Genomic DNA, 15,709 nt, shown 5'->3' on the forward strand with positions numbered 1-15,709 from the left:
GAGATGGCTGACACACAACACCAGGTCGCGATCGTCGGGTGCGGCATCATCGGCCGCACGCACGCCCAGGCCGTCGCGGAACGGCCGGACGCGACCGTCACCGCGCTCGTCGACAGTGACGCCGCCGCGCGCGAGGCCCTGCGGGCAGAGCTCGTCGAGCTCGGCCGGCCGGAGCCGAAGGTGTACGACGACCTCACCGCGGCGCTGCGCGGGGACGTGTCCCTGGTCGCGATCTGCACGCCCAGTGGTTCGCACGCGGTCCTCGCCGAGCAGGCGCTCGGCGACAAGCGGCACGTCGTCATCGAGAAGCCGCTCGATGTCGATCTGGTCCGGGCCCGCCGCCTCGGCGCGGCGGCCACCCGGGCCGCGAACCACGGTGTGTTGTCGTCGGTGATCAGCCAGCATCGCTTCGACGCCGGCAGCGCGACCGTCAAGAAGGCGATCGAAGCCGGCCGGTTCGGTCAGCTGACGTCGTCCGTCGCGACGGTCGCCTGGTGGCGGAGCGACGAGTACTACGCCTCCGCGGGCTGGCGTGGGACGTGGGCACAGGACGGCGGTGGCGCGCTGATGAACCAGGGCGTGCACACCGTCGACCTGATGCTGTGGTTCATGGGCCGCCCGGTGCACATCCAGGCGCAGGCGCTCCGCGCGGCCCACCACGCCATCGAGGTCGAGGACACGGTCGTCGCGACACTCACGTTCGAGAGCGGCGCGGTCGGCACGCTGCACGCGACCACCGCGGCGTTCCCGGGCGGTCGCACCCGGGTCTCGGTCCACGGCACCGAAGGAGGCGCCGAGGTGGAGAACGACCGCCTGCGCCGACTGCATCTCGACGGCGAGAAGGCCGAGGCTCCCGTCGACGTCGGCGGGCCTGGCCGGCACAGGGCGCAGTACGACGACATCCTGACCGCGATCGCCAACGGGACCCCGCCGGCGATCACCGTCCACGACGCCATCGACGCGCTCGCCACGGTCCGGGCGATCTACATCGCTTCCACGTTGCAGCGCCCGGTGAGGTTCATCGACGTACTGGAAGGCAGGTACGACGACGTGGACGTGTCGCGTGGTGTCAGACTGCCACCCGGTTAGGCGCCGGGCTCCCGATCGTTGAGGATGCGCTGGTAGAGGTTGCAGTCCTGCCAGTAGCCGTCGATGTGCAGGTACGTCGGAGCGAAGCCGATCTGGCTGAACCCGGTGCGCTCCAGGACCCGCTGCGATGCGGTGTTCCCGGTCAGCGTGCTGGCCTCGATGCGGTGCAGCTTCAGGTCGGTGTCGGCGATCTCGGCCACGGTCTCCACGGCGCGGGTCGCGAGACCGCGGCCGACGACGTCGACGGCCAGCCAGTACCCGAGGGCCGCGCTGCGGAACGGGCCGGGAACCAGGTCGCTCAACGTGATCGCGCCGACGATCCGATCACCTTCGACCAGCACCCACGGCACAACCAGACCGTTCTTGTAGCGCTCGAGCTGATAGGTCATCCGCTCGGTCTGGCCGGCGGTGGTGAACCACTTCTCGTCGCGGACCGGCTCCCACGGCCGCAGGTGCTCGCGGCTGCGGACCTGCGCGTCGGCCAGCGCCGGAGCGTCGTCGAGGGTGGCGATGCGGAGCTGAACGTCTGGCGTCAGCGGGCGGGGTTCGATCACTTGGGCAGCCTACGCGCCTGGCTGGAGCCCGAGACCCGCGGCGTGAACGCGTCGTGGAAGATCGTCGACGCCGCCCCGACCGCGGCCGCGTCGGTCTGCAGGATCGACTCCTCGACCGCCACCGGACGCGTCTCGCGGGCCAGCGGATGGGCGTTCACCGCGCGCCCGATCTCGGCCAGGAAGATCTCCGAGATGTCCTTCGAGAACGCCGGCCCGCCGAGTACGAGCAGGTCGATGTCGAGCAGGTCCACCAGCCCGACCGCACCCTGACCGATGACCCGCGCGACCTGGCGGACGGCCTGCACCGCGGCCTCGTCACCGGCGGCGGCCGCCTTGCAGACCGCCTTGTAGCGTCGCGCCTCGTCCGTGGCGTGCACATCCGTCTCGACGTACCCGTACTCGGCCGCGATCACCGGGAGCGATGCCGTCGGGTTGCACTCCGGCACCAGGCGAGGCCCGTTCTCCGGGTCCCACTCCCCCATCCGCAGCGCGGCGATCTGCCCGAACTCGCCCGCGTTGGCCGAGCCGCCGCGGTAGATCGAACCGTTCAGGATCAGGCCGCTGCCGACGCCCGTACCGAGGTAGAGATAGGCGAAGTCGCGAGCCCGTGCCGATCGCCCGATCCAGCGTTCGCCGATCGCGGCCGCCGTACCGTCCTTCTCCACGAGCACCGGGTGGTTCAGCCGCTGCTGCAGCAGTTGACGGATCTTCAGACCGCGCCAGGCCGGCTGCAACGGCAACGCCAACAGTGTCCCGTCGGCATCGATCGGCCCCGGTACGGCGACACCGACGCCGAGCATCGACTCGGGATCGACCTGGCTGATGCTCAGCGCCGCGGACACCGTCGCCGCGGTCAGATCGACGAGCTTGCCCGCCTCCAGATCCTCGGCGAGATCCACGGTCTCCCGGCGCACGATGGCGCCGTCCAGGTCGACCACGGCGACGGTCAGCAACTCCGGGTCGATGTGGATGCCGACTGCGTGCGCCGCCCGCGACCGCAGCCGTACGGGCGTCCGCGGCTTGCCCAGCCGTTCGGCGCGCTCCTGCGCCTCCTCCACCAGCAGACCTTGCTGGAGCAGGATGCGCAGGATCCGCGACACCGACTGCTGGGTGAGACCGGTCCGGCGGGAGATCTCGGTCCGGCTGATGATGCCGGCCAGCCGGATCGTCTCGATGATCACGGCCTCGTTGAACGAGCCCAGGTCGTACTGGTTCGCACCGGCGCGCCGCAGGTCCTTCAAACCCTCTGCCGAATCGCTCATCTCCACCTCCCCGTCCCTTTGGCCGTCCGATTAGCCGCGATAGTACTGCGCGTGAGCGCCGGTCACGGCGCCTCGAGCGCACCGTCGAGGCGCCGGACGCCGGCCGCCCACTCGTCGTGGCCGGACAGTTGCGCGGGATAACGAGCGGCCGCCTCGAGATCGACGTCGATCCCCCAGCCCGGCGCGTCGTTCGGCCGCAGCCAGCCGTCCTCGATCCGCAGCGTGCCCGGGAACACCTCGTACGTCGCGTCGTTGTAGATGTGGCCCTCTTGGATGCCAAAGGCAACCGAAGTGACATCGAGCGCGACGTTCGCGGCGGCGCCGATCGGCGAGGTGTCACCCGGACCGTGCCAGGCCGTCCGGACGCCGCACAGCTCGGCGAGGTCAGCCAGCTTGCGACCGGCCGTCAGACCGCCGATGTCCGAGACGTGCGAGCGGATGAAGTCCACGCCGTGCTCGCGGATCAGCCGGACCGCGTCGGTCATCGACGTGGTCAGCTCGCCGACCGCGAGCGGCACCGGCGAGGCGGCCCGGACCTCGGGCAGCCGGTCCCAGTGCTCCGGCGGCAGCACGTCCTCGAGGAAGAACAGCCGGTACGGCTCGAGCGCCCGAGCCAGGATCACGGCCTCCTTCGGCGTCAGCCGCGAATGCACGTCGTGCAGCAGCTCGATGTTGTCCGGCAGCGCGTGCCGCGCCTCGGCGAACAGCTCCGGCGTGGTCCGCAGGTAGTCGCGGGCCGACCAGCCGTTCCGGTACGGCGCGTCCGGGTAGAGCGTCGGCACCTGCGGAGCGCCGTACCCGCCGCCGCCCGGGGTCGACATCTGCAGCCGGATGTGCCGCCAGCCCTGGCTGATCAGCTTCTTCGCGTGCTCGATCGTGTCGTCGATCGTCTTGCCGCTCGCGTGGATGTAGGTGTCGGCCGCGGCCCGGACCTTGCCGCCGAGCAGCTCGTACACCGGCATCCCGGCGCGCTTGCCGGCGATGTCCCAGAGCGCCTGGTCGATGCCGGAGATCGCGTTGTTCGTGACCGGTCCGCCGCGCCAGTAGCCGGAGAACGAGGACAGCCGGGTCAGGTCGCCGATGTCACCCGGGTAGCGGCCGACGAGCAGCCGGGACACGTGCTCGTCGACGAACGTCTGCACCGCCTTCCAGCGCTGCGTGAACGTTGCGCACCCGAGCCCGTACAGACCGGGTTCGGTGGTGTCGATCTTCACGACCACCAACGGGATGCCTTGCGGTGCCGTGACGATCGCCTTCACCTCGCGGATCCGGATGTCGTCCCGCGCGGGCCACGGCTGGTCGAAGTTCGAGGGCATTCAGTGCTCCAGGTCGATCGGGAGGTCAAGGGTGGGTAGGTCGAGTTCGTGCCGGGCCTGGAAGCCCAGCACGGTCCGGACCGCGGTCAGGTCCAGCGGTACCTCACGGCCGACGAACCTCCGCAGCCGCGGCACCTCGGGCATGTACGCGTCCAGCAGGTCCTCGGTCCGGTACGGCGCGATCGTGCTGCCCGCGGCGACGAAGAACGTCTGCGCCCCGGACATCGAAGCGGTCAGCCCGAGTTCCACGGCGTACGCCGAGTCGCGGGTGTCGAGGTAGCTCCACGCCTCCCGCATGCCGCTGTCCGGTTGCACCCGGACATTCTCGGCCATCTGCTCCAGGACGTCCGCCGAGTTCACGTGCGGGAACCGGAACGCGGCCACGTCGATCCCCCACCGGCGCCACGCCATCCGGGCGGTGTTCTCGTCGTTCTGCTTCGACAGCGAGTACCAGTCGCCGACGTCGCTCGGCGCCTTCTCGTCCCACGGGAAGTACGCCGGGCGGATCTCGTGCGGGTTGAACGGGACACCGGTCGCGTTGATGCTGCTCGCGATCACCGCCCGATCGATGCCGAGGGCACCGGCCTGCGCCAGTACGTTGAACGTCGACACCACGTTGATCGTGTAGACGTCGTACGGCGTACCGGCCGAAGGGTGCGCGAGCGCCGCCAGATGGACGACGTACTGCGCTCCTTCCAGCGCCCGGGCCACGTCGGTCTCGGACCGGGTGTCGCCGATCAGCACCCGGTCCGCCTTCAGGTCCGGGTGCTCGACGTTCGACAGGGCGGTCACCTTGGCACCGAGCGCGTTCAGGTGCTCGACGGTGACCAGCCCGATCCGGCCCGCGGCCCCGGTGACCAGCACCCGTCGGCCGTTCAGTTCACTCACTGGTCGCTCACTCTCGCCTCACTCTTTGATTCCCCCCGCCATCCCCACACCACGCAGGAACTGTTTCTGGAACAACAAGAACAGCACCACAGGTATCAGAACCGCGAGGAAGAGCGCGCTCATCTGCAGCGAGATCTCTGTGGTCTTCTGCACGCGCGGCAGCGCGACCGAGATCGGCTGCAGCCGCGGGTCGGGCAGCACCAGCAGCGGCCAGAGGTAGTCCTTCCAGGACCCGATCACCGTGAGCAGCGCGACCACACCGACGATCGGCTTGGACAGCGGCAGGATCAGCGCCGTGAACAGCCGCAGGTTGCCCGCCCCGTCGATCCGCGCCGCCTCGATCAGCTCGCGCGGGATCGCGTCGAAGTACCGCTTCATCACCAGCACGTTGAACGCGCCGGCCGCCGACGGCAGCCAGACCGCCCAGAACGTGTTCTGCAGGCTGATCCCGAGCAGCGGCATCTTCAGGACGGTCATGTAGAGCGGGACCAGCGAGATGACGCCGGGCAGGAACAGCGTCGCCAGCACCGCGCCGGTGACGATCGGGCCCCACTTCGGGCGCAGGATGCTCAGCACGAACGCGCCCGTCGTACAGACGAACAGGGTCGAGAGCATCGAGCCGATCGCGATGAACGCCGTGTTGCCCAGGTACGCACCGATCTGCACCCGGTTCCACGCGTCGGGGATGTTCTTCGGCTGGATGCCCGACGGCCACATCTGCATCGGGCCGCTGAGGATGTCCTGGCTCGTGGAGACACCGGACTTGAGCAGCCACAGCAGCGGGCCGACACCGGCGATCGCGACGGCGATGAAGATCAGCACCTGGATCGCCGGCAGGCCGTAGCGGATCACGCCGCGCTGCCGGTCGGCTGTGGAGATGATTCCGCGTTCCGACATGCTCATGTGGTGCTCCAGCGGCGAGTGACGAAGTGGTAGACGACCGACAGTGCGCACAGGACCGCGGCGAGCAGCACGCTGAGCGCGGTCGCCGCGCCGAAGTCACCGTTGACGAACGCGTACCGGTAGATCAGGAGCAGGACCGTCATCGTGGCGTTGTTCGGGCCACCACCGGTGAACAGGAACGGCTCGGTGAACACCTGGAAGGTCCCGATCAGCTGCAGCAGCATCATGATCAGGATGATTCCGCGGATCTGCGGCAGCGTGACGTGCCAGACCCGGCTCCAGATCCCCGCGCCGTCGAGTTCGGCCGCCTCGTACAACTCCGTGCGTACGCCGGTCAGCGCCGCCAGGTAGATGATCGAGGTGGCGCCCGCGCCGGCCCAGGTCGCCTCGAGCACGATCGCGGGCATCGCCAGCGACTGCGAGTTCAGCCAGGCGAACGGCCCGATCCCGAACCAGCCGAGGATCGAGTTGAACACGCCCGCACCACTCGGGTCGTAGAAGAACGTCCACAACAGGATCGCGGCCACCGGCGGCACGACCGCCGGCAGGTAGGACAGCACGTTGTACAGCCAGCCGGTCTTGCGCAGTTCGCTGATGAACACGGCCAGGAACAGCGGCACCGGGAATCCGAAGATCAGGGCCAGGAAGGCGAAGTACAGCGTGTTCAGTGCCGCCTGCGGGAGCTGCGGGTCGGTCAGGACGTAGCTGAAGTTCGACCAGCCGACCCACTCGGGCGGGGCGACCAGGTTGTTCTTCTGGAAGCTGAGGACCAGGCCGCGGACGATCGGGCCCCAGGAGAAGTACAGGAAGATCAGTACCAGGGGCAGGGCGAAGAAGATGGCGCTCAGCCCGCCGGAGCGGTACCAGGTGGCAACGCTCCGGCCGGACTTGGGTGCGCGTAGCAAGGACATGTGACTACCGCGCCAGGCGTGCGTCGATCTTCGAGGCGGTATCGCTCAGCAGCTTGTCGATGTCCGCGTCCTTCTTGGTGAGCACCTGCTGGACCACCGGGTCGAGCAGCGAGTAGACCTCCTGGCCCTTGTTCGAGGGCTCGGGCAGCAGCTTCAGCGACGTGGTCGAGTCGATGTAGCTCTGGAACTGCTTGACCGGGACGTTCACGTACGGCTCACGCCACTTGTTGTACTGGTCGTAGGTCTCCTGGCTCAGCGGGCTGATCCCCGGCCGGCCGACGAAGCCCTTGTCGGCGATCGTGGTCTTCGCGTCCTGGACCGCGACGTCCTGCGACGTGTACTTGTCGAACTGGTCGAACTTGATCCACTTCAGCGCCGCGACGATCTCGTTCTTGGTCGCCTTCGGGCTGATCATCTTCAGCGAGCCACCGGTCAGCGTGCCGTGCGGGCCGCCGTCCTGCGGCAGCGCGGCCTCACCGAAGTCGGCGGGCTTCATGCCGAACTGCTTGACGCTCATGTCGTAGGCGTCCGGTGCCTGCAGGACCATGCCGATCTTGCCGGCCGCGAAGTCCTGGCGGACCTCCTCCTGGTTGTACAGGAAGCGGCTGCCCATCGAGTTGTCGGTCCAGCGCATGTCCTTGAGCAGCTGCAGCGCCTTCTTGGTCGGCGCGTCGTTGAACGTGCTCTTCTTGCCGTCCGCGCTCTCGACCGTGCCGCCCATGCTGTAGGTCATCGTGGTCAGCATCCAGCCACCGGTGTTGTTGGTGGTCAGCTGCGCGTACCCCGCCTTGCCGGTCTTCTCGGAGATCTGCTTGGCGTACTGGCGCACTTCGTCCCAGCTCGTCGGCGGCTTGTCCGGGTCCAGGCCGGCCTGCTTGAACAGGTTCCGGTTGTACGCGAGGCCGACGGAGAACACGTCGATCGGGACACCGTAGATCCGCCCGTTCGCGTCCTGGACGATCTTCAGGACGTTCGGGTTCAGGTCCTTGGTGAGGTCGACCAGCTTCAGCTCGTCGGTGATGTCCGGCAGCTGCTTGTTCGGGATCATGTTGGCGGGCTCGGTGAAGCTGATGCTCATCACCGTCGGCAGCGTGCCGCCGGCCACCTGCGCCTGGAACGTCTGCGCCTGCCAGTTGGTCTCGGTCGACTTCACCGTGATGTTCGGGTTCTTCGCGGTGAAGTCCTTGATCTTCTGGTTGAACGCCTTGAGGTCGTTCGGCTTGTCGGGGGTCGGGCGGTCCCCGATCGTGATGGTGACCGGGGCGTTCTGGTCGATCTCGCCACCGCCTCCACCCGACCCGCCGGACGCGCCCGGCGTCGTGCCCTTCGCGCAGCCGGCAGCCGCGAGCACCAGCCCGGCGATCCCCAGGGCAGCGCTGAACCGGCCCCACCTGCTCACTCTCGTCATCGGAACTCCTCAGGTTTCCGGATGCCGCCGATGTGCTCTGAGCCACACACCGGCCAGGTCCCGAGTAAGTTAAACCAAGCGTGTTACTTACTCAAGACCTCGACCACCACTTCTGCGATAACGCTTGCGCAACATGTCGATCTCCCGCCCGGCGGTCCGACGTACCGGCTGACGAGAGGAGAACCCATGACCAATCCGGTCGTGCACTTCGAGATCATCGGAACCGATCCGTCCCGGCTGCAGGACTACTACCGGGAGCTCTTCGGGTGGACTTACGAGCTCGGCGGCACCGTCTCCGCGCAGGTGTCGGAGCCAGGGCGGTACGGCGTCGTCGTCGCCGGACTGAACGGAGGTGTCGGGGGCGGGCCCTCATTACGGGCGAAGGTGCTGTTCTACGTCGGCGTGGACGACGTGGAGGCGGCTCTCGTGCAGGCCGAGGAACTCGGCGGGACGCGCGTGTTCGGGCCCGACGGCGTCCCCGGGAAGTTGGTGGTCGGGCAGTTCACCGATCCCGAGGGGAACCTGATCGGGGTCGCCGGCGTGCGGTAATCGGGTGGAGCCGGCCGGCGCGGCGGGCGAGGATGGCGGCATGCACCTGCGCCCGGCCGTTGCCGCCGACCTGCCGTTCCTGACCGCGATGCTGCTCGAGGCCTGCAACTGGGACGGGACGCCCTGGTACGACGAGGCGAAGGCGCGTGCCGACCATCACGCCTGGCGCTACCTCGAGGGATGGCAGCGCGAGACCGACTACGGCGCGATCGCGGAGATCGACGGCTCCCCCGCCGGCGCCAGCTGGGCCCGCCTGCTCACCAAGGACCGGCCTGGGTACGGGTACATCGCGGACGACGTACCCGAGCTGACCCTTGGCGTCTCCCCCGGCTTCCGCCGGCGCGGCGTGGCACGGGCCCTGCTGACCGAGCTGATCGAGCGGACGCCGTACGCGCGGATCTCGCTCAGCGTGGATCCGGACAACCCGGCGCGGACGCTCTACGAATCGCTGGGGTTCACGAAGGTCGGCGTGGCCGGCACGTCCGACACGATGGTGCGTGAGGTCTAACCGAAGCCGCGGACGCGGAACTGCATGACGCGGTACGGCCAGCCGTTGTCGGTGTTCCACTGGCTGACCGACAGGTGCAGGTCGGACAACGTCGAGCCGGGGATCACATAACCGCCGTACAGCTGGGCGACGTGGTTGTCGTCCTCGGATCCCCACGCGCCGCCGTGGATGAGGGTCTGCCGGTACGCCGTGTAGAGGTTGGACGTCGGCGTGTCCATGATCATCCCGTCGATGCGGTAGTCACCCGCGTTGAACCAGGTCAACACCCATTTGCCGCCGAGCGGACGCAGGCTCATCTCGCCGAAGCTGCCCGTGAGGATCGGGGTCGCGGGATTGCCCCACGCCCACACGCCGTCGCGGTAGCCCCAGGGTTCGTAGGCTCCTGGGTTGGCGATCTGCTCCTGGCGGACTCGCTTGAGGATGATCGGCTTGTCACGCTGGAAACCGGTCGAGTAGACGTACACGTAGCCGTCGTTCCCGAGACCCCAGGTCAGGAGCTGGAACAGGCCCCCGTCGATGTTCGGGTCGAACTTCGCGCCGGTGTGGTACCAGCTCGCGCCCGAGTTGTCCGACCGCCAGATCTCCGTCCAGACGACGTTTCCGAGACCCTTGTTGACCATCGCGTGCAGGTACATCGACCCGCCGATCGTGATCACGTCCGACGGCAGCACGGTGGAGAACGTCGGGTTGTCGTGCGGGTAGTCCCACAGCTGCTGCGCCGCGTCGCCACCGACGGCTCCGGACCACTTCACGCCACTGCTGAGATCCGTGGTCGTCGACCACAACGCGACCGGCGACCGCCACCAGCCGCCACCGACGGTCGGCTGCTCGAACGTGTCGCCGAACATGAACAGCAACCGCCCGTCCGGCGTACGCGCGGGAATCCCGAGGTCGGTCGCAGCCATCCGGAACCGGTCGGTCAGTCCCGGGCCGGTCAGATCGGCCACCTTGTTGGTCGCTACGGCCTGGCTGCTCGCGAACGCGCGCCCAGCCGGCGCCGCGGCCACCACACCAGCGCCAACGGCCGCACGCAAAAACGTGGATCGCTTCATCATCTGTGACTCCCGACATCAAGGGGCGGACTGATGGGAAATCGATTTCTGCCACAGAGTCCCGCAAAAACGCCAAAGAAGTCAAGGGTGGTCTAACCCGCCGAGTCGTGGCAATTGGTGGCGACCCCGGACGCCGAGTCGTGAGTTCTGGCCCCTTGACCACAGCCGAACCTCACGACTCGGCTCAGTCTGAGCCGGTGGCTACCGGGCGGGTTGGGTCGGTGATCCACTCGGACCAGGAGCCGATGTAGACGGTGGCTGGTACGCCGGCTGACTCGAGCGCGAGGGCTTCGTGGGCGGCGGTGACGCCGGAGCCGCAGTAGACCGCTACCTCGGTGTCGGCGGTGGCGCCGAGGTTGGCGAAGCGGGTGCGGAGGTCGGCGGGCGGCAGGAAGTGGCCGGTGTCGTCGACGTTCGCGGTGGTGGGGGCGTTGACGGCACCGGGGATGTGGCCGGCGACCGGGTCCATCGGTTCCACCTCCCCCGCGAACCGCTCAGGTGCGCGGGCGTCGAGCAAAATCCCCTTCGCCGCCACCGCGGCAGCACCCTCCGCATCCAGCACCGGCAGGTGGCCGGGCGTCGCGACAAATCCGTCAGCGACGCTACCCGTTGTGGGAGCAGTCGTGGTGAGCTCTCCGCCGGCTGCTCTCCAAGCCGCTAGGCCGCCGTTGAGGACCTTTACGTTGGTGAGACCGAAGTAGCGGAAGACCCACCACGCCCGGGCAGCGGCCGTCGAGTTGGCGGCGTCGTAGACGACTACCGGGGTGTCGGCGGAGGTGACGCCGAGGCGGGCGAAGGTCGCGGTGACGGTGGTTGCGTCGGGCAACGGGTGGCGGCCGGGGCCGGGTGGACCGGCGAGTTCGGTGTCGAGGTCGACGAAGTGCGCTCCGGGCAGGTGGCCCGCGTCGTACGCGTCCTTGCCGGGCGGTCCCGCGAGGTTCCAGGTGACGTCGGCCAGCACCGGCACGGCGGACAGCGCGCGCAGCTCGGCGACGGTGATCAGCGCACTCATCCACGTCCCCGCTTCGCTCCGGGCGCGAATGAGGCACGAATCGCGCTGTGTCGTTTGACGAACTCGCTGCGCTCGTTCATGAAGCGGCTCCTCCGAAGGGTAGGACCTCGGGTGACAGGGTGGCGCGGGCGCGGGCCTGGGTGAGGCGGCGACGGTGATGGCGGCGGCAGAGGACCTCGTACGCGACCTCGTGGTCGTGCGTCTCGATGTCACCCACCACCAGCTGCTCGCCCTCGGTCACCATCTCCCCACCGATCGTACGGGCGTTGTGCGTGGCCCGTTCACCGCACCAGCACAACGCCTCGACCTGGAGCAGTTCCATCCGGTCCGCGAGCTCGACCAACCGCGCCGATCCCGGGAACAGCGACGCGCGGAAGTCGGTCAGGATCCCGAAGCAGAACACGTCGATCTGCAGCTCGTCGACCAGCCGGGCGAGCTGCTCGATCTGCAACGGGCTGTAGAACTGCGCCTCGTCGCACACCACGTAGTCGATCCGTCCGCCGTGCGTGAGCTCACCGACCACGTAGTCCCAGAAGTCGAACTCGCCGCGCACCTCGACGGCGTCCGCGGACAGCCCGAGCCGGGACGAGAGCACCGACTCGCCGGCGCGGTCGTGACTGGTGAAGATCCGCCCCAGCCGGCCACGGGCCTTGTGGTTGTGATCCATCTGCAGGGCCAGTGTCGACTTGCCGCAGTCCATGGTCCCGGTGAAATAGAGGAGCTCCGCCACGAGCGAACATCCTGCCAAGTCAGAGGTCCGTCCCGCACGCCGGGGTGTGTCGTGGGGGGTGGCTTGGGTTCTGAGCCTCACTACGGTTTGAATGGATCGTGCGCAAAGCTCTGCTCCTCGCCCTCGCGGCCTGTCTGACGGTCCTCACCGCCACCCTTCCGGCCGGCCTCCCGGCGAGTGCGGCGCCGGTCCGTTCCGAGGCCGGGTTGCGTGCGTACTTCGTGATCACCGCACCGAACCAGACCGGAAAGGTCACCGGCGCGATCACGAGCAACGGCGGGACGGTCTACGCGACGTACGACGCGATCGGAGTGATCGTCGCGCACTCGGCGGCCGCCGACTTCGTCACCAAGATGCGCGGTGTGGACGGCGTCCAGAAGGCCGGCGCGACGCGGACCACCGACCTGCCCGCGGACGTCGCGAATCCGGCGATCCCGCCGGCGGTGCCGGAGACCGCGACGACCGTGGCGGAGACCGACCGGTCGGACATGACGCAGATCGGCGCCGACCGCGCCTGGCAGAAGAACCCGGGCGCGAAGAACGTCACCGTCGGCGTCCTGGACACCGGCGTCGACGACCAGCACCCGGACCTGAAGGCGAACTTCGACACCACCCGATCGGCGTCCTGCGCCTACGGCAAGGTCGACTCCCGGCCGGGCGCGTGGCGGCCCGTCGGCGAGCACGGCACGCACGTCGCCGGCACGATCGCCGCCGCGAAGAACGGCATCGGGATGATCGGCGTGGCGCCCGGGGTGAAGGTGTCGTCGATCCGGGTGGCCGAGCCCGGCAACCAGCTGTTCTTCCCGGAGAACACGGTCTGCGCGTTCATGTTCGCGGCCGACAAGGGCGTCTCGGTGACCAACAACAGCTACTACGTCGACCCGTGGCTGTTCCTGTGCCCGAGCGACAAGGACCAGGACGCGATCGCCGAGGCCGTCCGCCGGGCGGTCGCGTACTCGGACAGCAAGGGTGTGGTGAACGTCGCCGCGGCCGGCAACGAGGACTACGACCTGGCGAACAAGACCTCCGACAACTCGAGCCCGGACGACTCGACCGCGACCGAGCGTGCCGTCACCAACGACTGCATCAGTCTGCCGACCGAACTGCCGAACGTGGTGGTCGTCGCCTCGGTCGACCCGACGAGCACGAAGTCGCAGTTCTCCAACTTCGGCGAGAACAAGATCAACCTGGCCGCTCCTGGTGAGGCCGTCTTCTCGACCGTCCCCGGCGGTGGCTACAAGGTCCTCGAGGGTACGTCGATGGCGTCGCCGCACGTCGCCGGTGTCGCGGCCCTGCTCCGGAGTGCCAACCCGAAGCTGACCGCCGCCCAGGTTCGCGGGAAGCTCGCGCAGCAGGCCAACGATCTCGCCTGTCCCCCGGGCGCCTCCGGCCAGTGCATCGGGTCGGCGACCAACAACTCGTTCTACGGCGAAGGTCTCGTCGACGCGGCCGAGGCGGTCGGCGCGGCATCCGCCCAGCCGCAGGGCGCCATCTCGGTCACCCAGCCGATGGAGCAGATCGGGGTCGGCGGTGTGCCGGCGATCCCGCTGCTGCTCAAGGGCACCGGGGGCACCGGCGACATCAGCTACACCGCGACCGGTCTGCCGCCGGGTCTGACGATCGACACCGAGCGTGGCTGGATCACCGGCGTCCTGACGCCCGGATCCGGGCGCTACAAGGTGACCGTCACGGCACGCGACGGCGAGGCCAAGACCGCGACCACAAGCTTCTACTGGGACGTCTGGAGCTTCTAGTTCCCGGTGTCGACGAGCATGGGGATCTCCATCTCGTCGGCAGTCAGTGAGCCGTGCAGCCCGATCAGCGTCGCCTCTTGCGGGTGCCGGCGGCTTGCCATCAGGGCCACCGGCCCGAGCGACGCGACGATGACGTCGCCGAGCCGCGGCGACACCCGATCCTCGACGGCCGAACCGAACCAGCCGCGCGCGATCGCCTCCGCGCGGGACAGCACCAGCGCCTTGTCCCCCAGGCGTTCGCTGTAGACGTCCATCACGTCGGCTTCCGCGCCCGGAACGCAGTACAGGTGCCGGAAGCGGGCCTCGCCACCGACGACGCGCACGCCGTCGGTCAGCGCCGGCTCGGCGTCGACGTCGACGCGCTGCTCGGGCGCGATGTCGATCATGCCGTGATCAGCGACGACGAGCAGTACGGCGTCCCGCGGCAGAGCTGACCGCACGCGTTGGGCGAACGCGTCGGCAGCCGACAGCTCCTTGCGCCACTGCGCCGAGTCGGCGCCCTGCTGGTGGCCGATGTAGTCGAGTTGCGAGTCGTACACGTAGACCATCGACGAGCGGCCCTCGCGGCTCGCGAAGCGGGTCGCGTCCAGGCGGTCCTCGACGGTGTCGGCGCCGCGGTGCTTGCTGCCGCGGAACGCCGCCATGGTCAGCCCCGACGAGTCGAACCGCGCCTTGCTCACGTTGCGCGTGGCGACACCGGCGGCGGCCATCCGGTCGAAGACCGTGCCGTGCGGCTGCCAGCGGCGCGGATCGACCGGCGCGTCCCAGGCCAGCGCGTTCAGCAGGGCGCCGCTCTCGGGAACGATCGACGTGTAGCCGACGATCCCGTGCGCGCCTGGCGGCAGTCCGGTCCCGAGGCTGGTCAGGCTCACTGCGGTCGTCGACGGCACGCCCGCTGTCAGATGGCGGCTCTGCGGGATCAACGAGGACAGGTACGGCGCTGCGTCGGCGTACCGCTGGAGCAGGTTCCACCCCAGTCCGTCGAGGAGCAGGACGGCGTACCGCGGTGCGGTCGGGAGGCCGAGGAGGTTGGTCTCCCCCGGAACCGACAGCGCGCCGGCGACCGACGGCAGGACGTCGGCGAGCGCTCCGCCGCCGTACTGCGGCGACACCGGCACGATCACGGCGCTACCTGCTGGTCGCGAACGAGAGCGCCTTGGCGAACTCGAGCACCTGCTGGATCCCCGCCGGGCCGTCGGCCGCGGCACTGATGCGCAGTGAGATGTCGTCGGCCGCGACCGACCCGGTGTACCCGTGGTCGGCCTCGCAGTTCGGGTCGGCGCAGACGGCCGGCTCGAGGTCGATCCGATTGACCATGCCCCAGCCGATCGTCAGCACCACCTCACCGCCGCCCGCGACCGCCGGGTCGGCCTTGCCCGAGGCGTAGCCGGCCGGGTTCGGGACGACGCGGTTCACGACCACGGCGTTCACCCGGTGCAGCGGGATCGCCTCGGTGGAGGTGGACGCGTAGGGCGTCCGGATCACCTCGTCGGCCGCGTGCTCGTCGGTGTGGCCGACGATCAGCCGGCTCGGGGTGAGCGCCAGGATCGTGATGTGCCGCCGGACCTCGTCGCGGTCGAACGTCGGCTCGTGCTGCAGCACGTAGGCCCGGATCGGCTCGCCGGCGATCGCCACCGCGAGCGAATCCGTCACCACGTCGGGGTAGTAGCCGCACCGATCGATCGCCGCGCGCAGGTCCGCCGACGCGTCCGCGAGCTCCGGTGTATTCAGGTCACGCATGCCCTCATCCTTGCACGACCGCGAGCCCGAACG

The 15,709-nt window shown here is 69.0% G+C and carries 16 protein-coding genes; 4 read left to right on the forward strand and 12 right to left on the reverse strand.

The genetic code is table 11. The annotated features are described in order from the left end of the window. The first annotated feature begins 3 nt into the window (after positions 1 to 3). Entirely contained in the window at positions 4 to 1,089 is a 1,086-nt protein-coding gene (locus tag ACFYRH_RS25860) for a Gfo/Idh/MocA family protein (protein WP_387780337.1), read from the forward strand. On the opposite strand, the gene ACFYRH_RS25865 is transcribed toward ACFYRH_RS25860, so the two are convergent. The 7 genes from ACFYRH_RS25865 to ACFYRH_RS25895 form a co-directional block, all read right to left on the reverse strand. After that, positions 1,086 to 1,643 (reverse strand): GNAT family N-acetyltransferase, encoded by a 558-nt coding sequence (locus tag ACFYRH_RS25865; protein ID WP_387780340.1) that lies wholly within the window; start codon positions 1,641 to 1,643, stop codon positions 1,086 to 1,088. The two genes, ACFYRH_RS25860 and ACFYRH_RS25865, sit on opposite strands and share 4 nt — an antisense overlap. Then, the gene (locus ACFYRH_RS25870) at positions 1,640 to 2,905 is read right to left on the reverse strand and encodes an ROK family transcriptional regulator (RefSeq protein WP_387780343.1); all 1,266 of its coding nucleotides are present in this window, start codon (positions 2,903 to 2,905) and stop codon (positions 1,640 to 1,642) included. Before ACFYRH_RS25870 ends, ACFYRH_RS25865 begins: the two co-directional genes overlap by 4 nt. Positions 2,906 to 2,967: 62 nt before the next feature. Then, on the reverse strand, positions 2,968 to 4,221 hold the full coding sequence (locus ACFYRH_RS25875) for an enolase C-terminal domain-like protein (RefSeq protein WP_387780346.1): 1,254 nt from the start codon (positions 4,219 to 4,221) through the stop codon (positions 2,968 to 2,970). Next, complete coding sequence (locus tag ACFYRH_RS25880) at positions 4,222 to 5,109, reverse strand: NAD-dependent epimerase/dehydratase family protein (protein ID WP_387780349.1); 888 nt, start codon at positions 5,107 to 5,109, stop codon at positions 4,222 to 4,224. It lies immediately after the preceding gene. A gap of 18 nt (positions 5,110 to 5,127) precedes the next feature. After that, positions 5,128 to 6,012, reverse strand: coding sequence for a carbohydrate ABC transporter permease (locus ACFYRH_RS25885; RefSeq protein WP_387780352.1), 885 nt, complete (start codon positions 6,010 to 6,012; stop codon positions 5,128 to 5,130). After that, positions 6,009 to 6,923 carry a carbohydrate ABC transporter permease gene (locus ACFYRH_RS25890; protein WP_387780355.1) on the reverse strand — a complete coding sequence of 305 codons (915 nt, stop codon included), beginning with the start codon at positions 6,921 to 6,923 and terminating at the stop codon, positions 6,009 to 6,011. Before ACFYRH_RS25890 ends, ACFYRH_RS25885 begins: the two co-directional genes overlap by 4 nt. Before the next feature lie 4 nt (positions 6,924 to 6,927). After that, positions 6,928 to 8,331, reverse strand: coding sequence for an ABC transporter substrate-binding protein (locus ACFYRH_RS25895; RefSeq protein WP_387780358.1), 1,404 nt, complete (start codon positions 8,329 to 8,331; stop codon positions 6,928 to 6,930). 186 nt (positions 8,332 to 8,517) lie between these two features. Here ACFYRH_RS25895 and ACFYRH_RS25900 point away from each other — a divergent pair, with 186 nt between their 5' ends. Next, positions 8,518 to 8,880: a VOC family protein gene (locus ACFYRH_RS25900; protein ID WP_387780361.1), complete on the forward strand. Its 363-nt coding sequence runs from the start codon at positions 8,518 to 8,520 to the stop codon at positions 8,878 to 8,880. Positions 8,881 to 8,920: 40 nt separating this feature from the next. Beyond that, entirely contained in the window at positions 8,921 to 9,388 is a 468-nt protein-coding gene (locus tag ACFYRH_RS25905; RefSeq protein ID WP_387780364.1) for a GNAT family N-acetyltransferase, read from the forward strand. Here ACFYRH_RS25905 and ACFYRH_RS25910 read toward each other — a convergent pair. From ACFYRH_RS25910 to ACFYRH_RS25920, 3 genes are all read right to left on the reverse strand, one after another. After that, on the reverse strand, positions 9,385 to 10,443 hold the full coding sequence (locus tag ACFYRH_RS25910; protein WP_387780367.1) for a DUF4185 domain-containing protein: 1,059 nt from the start codon (positions 10,441 to 10,443) through the stop codon (positions 9,385 to 9,387). The two genes, ACFYRH_RS25905 and ACFYRH_RS25910, sit on opposite strands and share 4 nt — an antisense overlap. A gap of 181 nt (positions 10,444 to 10,624) precedes the next feature. Then, positions 10,625 to 11,452: a sulfurtransferase gene (locus ACFYRH_RS25915; protein WP_387780370.1), complete on the reverse strand. Its 828-nt coding sequence runs from the start codon at positions 11,450 to 11,452 to the stop codon at positions 10,625 to 10,627. 76 nt (positions 11,453 to 11,528) lie between these two features. Beyond that, positions 11,529 to 12,182, reverse strand: a complete 654-nt coding sequence (locus ACFYRH_RS25920; protein WP_387780373.1) for a thymidine kinase — start codon at positions 12,180 to 12,182, stop codon at positions 11,529 to 11,531. Between the two features lie 98 nt (positions 12,183 to 12,280). Here ACFYRH_RS25920 and ACFYRH_RS25925 point away from each other — a divergent pair, with 98 nt between their 5' ends. Beyond that, the gene (locus ACFYRH_RS25925) at positions 12,281 to 13,936 is read left to right on the forward strand and encodes a S8 family serine peptidase (protein ID WP_387780376.1); all 1,656 of its coding nucleotides are present in this window, start codon (positions 12,281 to 12,283) and stop codon (positions 13,934 to 13,936) included. Here the strand turns inward: ACFYRH_RS25925 and ACFYRH_RS25930 are convergent. Next, positions 13,933 to 15,060 (reverse strand): alkaline phosphatase family protein, encoded by a 1,128-nt coding sequence (locus ACFYRH_RS25930; RefSeq protein ID WP_387780379.1) that lies wholly within the window; start codon positions 15,058 to 15,060, stop codon positions 13,933 to 13,935. The two genes, ACFYRH_RS25925 and ACFYRH_RS25930, sit on opposite strands and share 4 nt — an antisense overlap. Positions 15,061 to 15,064: 4 nt before the next feature. After that, on the reverse strand, positions 15,065 to 15,676 hold the full coding sequence (locus tag ACFYRH_RS25935) for a DUF5998 family protein (RefSeq protein WP_387780382.1): 612 nt from the start codon (positions 15,674 to 15,676) through the stop codon (positions 15,065 to 15,067). Positions 15,677 to 15,709: the final 33 nt, after the last annotated feature.

This window comes from Kribbella sp. NPDC004875, assembly GCF_042873375.1.
Taxonomy (GTDB): Bacteria; Actinomycetota; Actinomycetes; order Propionibacteriales; family Kribbellaceae; genus Kribbella.

Bases quoted from the DNA above. Each gene is read 5' to 3' on its own strand.
- ACFYRH_RS25895 (WP_387780358.1), bottom strand. From the start codon at position 8,331: ATGACGAGAGTGAGCAGGTGGGGCCGGTTCAGCGCTGCCCTGGGGATC.
- ACFYRH_RS25905 (WP_387780364.1), top strand. From the start codon at position 8,921: ATGCACCTGCGCCCGGCCGTTGCCGCCGACCTGCCGTTCCTGACCGCG.
- ACFYRH_RS25900 (WP_387780361.1), top strand. From the start codon at position 8,518: ATGACCAATCCGGTCGTGCACTTCGAGATCATCGGAACCGATCCGTCC.
- ACFYRH_RS25875 (WP_387780346.1), bottom strand. From the start codon at position 4,221: ATGCCCTCGAACTTCGACCAGCCGTGGCCCGCGCGGGACGACATCCGG.
- ACFYRH_RS25890 (WP_387780355.1), bottom strand. From the start codon at position 6,923: ATGTCCTTGCTACGCGCACCCAAGTCCGGCCGGAGCGTTGCCACCTGG.
- ACFYRH_RS25935 (WP_387780382.1), bottom strand. From the start codon at position 15,676: ATGCGTGACCTGAATACACCGGAGCTCGCGGACGCGTCGGCGGACCTG.
- ACFYRH_RS25910 (WP_387780367.1), bottom strand. From the start codon at position 10,443: ATGATGAAGCGATCCACGTTTTTGCGTGCGGCCGTTGGCGCTGGTGTG.
- ACFYRH_RS25870 (WP_387780343.1), bottom strand. From the start codon at position 2,905: ATGAGCGATTCGGCAGAGGGTTTGAAGGACCTGCGGCGCGCCGGTGCG.
- ACFYRH_RS25860 (WP_387780337.1), top strand. From the start codon at position 4: ATGGCTGACACACAACACCAGGTCGCGATCGTCGGGTGCGGCATCATC.
- ACFYRH_RS25915 (WP_387780370.1), bottom strand. From the start codon at position 11,452: ATGAGTGCGCTGATCACCGTCGCCGAGCTGCGCGCGCTGTCCGCCGTG.
- ACFYRH_RS25885 (WP_387780352.1), bottom strand. From the start codon at position 6,012: ATGAGCATGTCGGAACGCGGAATCATCTCCACAGCCGACCGGCAGCGC.